Here is a 4485-nt window from a genome sequence, read left to right on the forward strand (position 1 = left end):
CGGTTTGATTATGCCGTTTTCGATTATCGGCTCAATATCTACTCCCGATACCAGCGTATCCATGTGGGCCGATAGCAGTACTCTGAGGGCGTCAGGTCTTCTGCCCCCGAAAATGTCCAATGATATTACCAGCATCGCTGCCATACTGGGAGCCGGACTCGTCCAACATTGCCTCTACTCCCAACTCGGCCAGAAGATGCAAAAGGTATTCAGCCACTTTCCGCTCTTTGAACACCGGGCTATTTATTTTGACCAGAGACATAAAGGTTTCTACCAGTCGATCTCTGTTAATCAATGAAAAACACCTCTAAATTGCTTGATAGATGCCCCCGTTTGCGTGGCTCGCGGGTGATGAAACCATAAACGACAACTTGCTTAATAGATTCTCCATTTTCATCATTCGATGGTGCGGCGCCCTATGACCACTAGTAGGTTAGCCTTTCAGTGACGAGCAGATCTGCTCTCCGAATACTGCTTGCAGGCTCCAATGAAATCTCTAAATAGAGGATGGGCCCGGTTGGGCCTGGATTTGAATTCAGGGTGGAATTGGAAAGCCACAAACCAGGGATGATCCACCAGTTCAATAATCTCCACCAGCCTACCGTCAGGGGAAAGGCCGGAAAATCTCATCCCCTTGGCCAGAAACTCCTCTTTATATTTCATATTGAACTCATATCTATGTCGGTGTCTCTCATGGATCAGCCTCCGGTCATACGCCCTCATAACCCTGGTATCGTCCTCCAGCACTATAGGGGACAGTCCGAGGCGCATGGTGCCTCCCAGGTTAGATATCTCCTTCTGTTCCGGCAGGAGGTCAATGACGGGATAAGCAGTGGAGGGGTCGAACTCAGTGCTATTGGCCCCTTCATAGTTGAGAACATGGCGAGCAAATTCTACCACAGCGCATTGCATGCCCAGACAGATACCCAAATAGGGAACTCCCCGTTCCCTGGCATAGCGGATAGCCTCGATCTTTCCTTCAATACCCCGGATTCCAAACCCACCGGGGACCAGAATTCCATCCAGAGGGGCCAGCTTCGCATCCATGTCGGCAGGGTCCAGCGATTCGGAGTCAATCCACCTGATATCCACCTCCCGGTCATGATAGAGCCCTCCATGGCGGAGAGCCTCCACCACGCTAATGTAAGCATCAGGGAGCCTCACATACTTGCCCACGATACCCACCGTCACCTGGCCGGAGAGGTTTTTTTGGCGGTGAACTATATCCTCCCACGCTCCGAGATCGATCTCGCGCATAGGGAGATTCAGGCTCTGCACCACAAATTCATCCAGACCTTCCCGGTGAAGAACCAGAGGAACTTCATAGATATTGCTCACATCGATGGCTGAGATTACTGCTTCAACTTCAATATCACAGAAAAGGCTGACTTTCTCCTTAACCGATCGGGTAATAGGTCGGTTCGAGCGGCAGATGATCGCATCGGGCTGGATGCCAATACTCCGAAGCTCTTTAACACTATGCTGGGTGGGCTTGGTCGTTAGCTCCTCACTGGCCTCCAGATAGGGAATGTATGTCACGTGAAGGTAAAGGACATTCTCCTTGCCCACATCTTTCTTGAACTGTCTGATGGCTTCCAGAAAGGGTAGACTTTCAATGTCACCGACGGTGCCCCCGATCTCGACGATAACCACATCGGGCTTTTTTACCTTAGCTATCTCCAGAATCCTCTCCTTGATCTCATTGGTTATATGGGGAATAACCTGCACCGTGGCTCCCAGAAAGTCTCCCCTTCTCTCCCTGGAGATGACTGACCAGTAGATGCCTCCGGAGGTGACATTGGAGCTCTGAAGGAGATTTTCGTCAATGAATCTCTCGTAGTGTCCCAGATCCAAATCTGTCTCGGCTCCGTCATCGGTGACGAAGACCTCGCCATGTTGAAAGGGGTTCATGGTGCCGGGGTCAAGATTAATGTAAGGATCCAGCTTCTGGATGGTTACTTTGAAGCTTCTGCATTTGAGCAGTCTTCCCAGACTGGCGGCAGATATACCCTTGCCCAGAGAGGACATTACTCCGCCGGTGACGAAAATGTACTTGGCCATGATTTTGATGCTCTTTCTATGCTCGTAGTTTAGAAAATGGATATCTTTCTGAGACTAAGTTTAACAAAATAGGCAAACTAATTGACACTCCTCACCAATAAATTGGGGGGATTCTTGGGTCTCTCAGCTATGTACATCCAAGAACACAGTCGCTTCAACGAGCCCAAGTTTAGGGCTGTGCCAAAGCAGCCCCGTCTGAGGGGATATACCCCCCAGACCTCTGGCGCGCTTGGATTGGACTTTACGCATGCCTTTGCGACCTTCAATAGGGCTTTTGTGCCACAGACACACCCTATCCATCTTGTCCAAGACATATATTAGCATACTCTAAAAGGAGGCCAAGGCTCATTTATCCCCAGCATTAAAATGCGGGGCTTTCTGAGCCTGATTTTGGAACATCGAGGGACTTTTTTCGCTTTTCGGCAAAAGAGATAAGTTCTCGAGCATGATCCAGGGAGATATCTCCTCCCCTGTCCCCACCCAGCATTCTGGAGATCTCCTCTGTCCTCTCCTCTTCGGAAAGTCGAACCACTTCGGTCCTGGCTCGACCACTTTTAGTACTCTTTCTGATGGAGAAATGAGCATCGGCAAAACAACCGATCTGCGGCAGATGGGTAATACAGATAACCTGGTGGCTGCGGGACAGTTGGGCCAGCTTTTCTCCCACCAGAAAAGAGACACTGCCCCCTATCCCCACATCGATCTCGTCAAAGATCAGGGTGGGAACATCGTCGGCATCAGCGAGCACAATCTTCATAGCCAGCATAATACGGGAGATTTCTCCTCCGGAGGCCACTTTGGCCAAAGGTTTCAGGGGCTCGCCTACATTGGTGCTGATAAGAAACTCAATTTTGTCCATGCCATGGGGAAGAAGGCTGACCCAAGGGCCGTCCTCCATGAGGAGATCTTCTCCCCTTTCATGAGTTATGGAGACCTGAAAGGAGGCATCGTTGAGATTGAGGTCTTTCAGCTCTCTTATGACTTTCCTTTCAAATTCTTCCTTGATGCTCCTACGGGCCTGAGACAGGGACAGAGCCAAATCTCGAGCCGCTCTCCTCTCTTTATCCAGAGCCCCTTCTATCTCTTCCAGTCGGCTCTGGTAGTTCTCCAGGATCTTAATCTCTCCCTTTATGTTCTCCAGGAAGCTCAGGATATCCTCTATGCTGTCACCATACTTGCGTTTCAGAGCGTGAATCTCGGCCAATCGGCTTTCCACCATCTCCAGTCTGGAGGGATCAAATACGATACCTTCCACATAGCTTCTCAGTTCTCGGGCCACATCCTCCAGTTGATAGCGACAGCCCATAACCGTCTCCAGACAACCGCCAAGTTTTTCATCGATTTGGCTAAGGTCCTCCAGATTCTTAGCCACCTGATCCAGGCCATCCAGGGCGCCAGGGGCCGATTCCTCCCCCTCCTTTAGCCAGGCCAAAGACTGATTGACCAGCAAGAAGAGCTTCTCGTAGTTGTCCAGTATCTTCTTCTCGCTCTTGAGAGAGTCCTCCTCCCCTACTTTGAGATTGGCTCTCTCAATCTCCTCTCTTTCAAACTTCAGTCTCTCCAGGGTCCTATAGCGCTCCTTCTCTCTGGCCAGAAGGTCTTGGAGCTCTCTCTCCAGATCCCGAAATTTCTCATATCTCCGCTGGTATTCTGAGCGAAGCTCCCCAATTTTGTCTCCTCCGAATCGGTCAAAGAGATCCAGATGATTCTTAACCTTAAGAAGAGATTGATGCTCATGCTGTCCGTGCAGGTCTACCAGAATCTCCCCCAGCTCAGCTAACCAGGAGAGAGGCCCTATTCGGCCACCAATAAAGGACCTGCTCCTTCCCGATCTACAGATCTCCCGGCCCAGGGATACCTGGTCCAGCTTTTCCTCAGTGATTTCCTTCTCCTCCATAAGCTGCCTGGCTCGCCCATTGCGGGTCAGATCGAAAACTGCCTCCACGTAGGAGACTTCTTTCCCGGTCTGGATCATGGAGCTGTCTGCTCTTTCTCCCAGAGCCAGATTAAGAGCTTCCACCATAAGGGTCTTACCGGCCCCGGTCTCACCCGATAAAATGATCAGGCCCGGAGGGAGAGTGATGTTTAGCTCTTCACTCAGAGCCAGATTTCTAACCAGAAGCTCTTTTAGCATCTTCCACTTTTTACTCGTCGGCCCAGCGATTCGTCGGCCTTAGTTACTAGTAGCTTTTCTTTGAATATGGTATAAAAGCTCTTCTTGCCAAAGGAAAGGAGGGTGAAGTATCGATCCGATTTTCGGATAGTTATCTCCCCTTCATCTTCCAATTTCCAGACCCTTTTCCCATCCATTTTCACACTGATGGGCTGGTCTTCCTGGTTTACCACCACCTTAAGGACTTCCTGACTGGAAAAGACGATGCTCCTCATAAATAGGGTGTGGGGGCAGACAGGAGTAAGCACTAT

At 50.3% G+C, this 4485-nt stretch carries 3 protein-coding genes and 1 pseudogene; all 4 read right to left on the bottom strand.

The genetic code is table 11. From position 1 onward, the window contains the following. Nucleotides 1–91: 91 nt before the first annotated feature. Nucleotides 92–295 (bottom strand): hypothetical protein, encoded by a 204-nt coding sequence (locus tag HW443_RS09480; RefSeq protein WP_176238105.1) that lies wholly within the window; start codon nt 293–295, stop codon nt 92–94. Between the two features lie 146 nt (nt 296–441). Further along, nucleotides 442–2061: a CTP synthase gene (locus tag HW443_RS09485; protein ID WP_176238106.1), complete on the bottom strand. Its 1620-nt coding sequence runs from the start codon at nt 2059–2061 to the stop codon at nt 442–444. A gap of 361 nt (nt 2062–2422) precedes the next feature. Beyond that, nucleotides 2423–4195 (bottom strand): DNA repair protein RecN, encoded by a 1773-nt coding sequence (gene recN, locus HW443_RS09490; RefSeq protein ID WP_176238107.1) that lies wholly within the window; start codon nt 4193–4195, stop codon nt 2423–2425. Then, nucleotides 4189–4485, bottom strand: a pseudogene (locus tag HW443_RS09495) (hypothetical protein); the annotation flags it as partial. The pseudogene HW443_RS09495 and the gene recN, both read right to left, overlap by 7 nt.

This window comes from Candidatus Hakubella thermalkaliphila, assembly GCF_013281975.1.
GTDB classification, from domain to species: domain Bacteria; phylum Actinomycetota; class Humimicrobiia; order Hakubellales; family Hakubellaceae; genus Hakubella; species Hakubella thermalkaliphila.

Bases quoted from the DNA above. Each gene is read 5' to 3' on its own strand.
- HW443_RS09485 (WP_176238106.1), bottom strand. From the start codon at position 2,061: ATGGCCAAGTACATTTTCGTCACCGGCGGAGTAATGTCCTCTCTGGGC.
- recN (WP_176238107.1), bottom strand. From the start codon at position 4,195: ATGCTAAAAGAGCTTCTGGTTAGAAATCTGGCTCTGAGTGAAGAGCTA.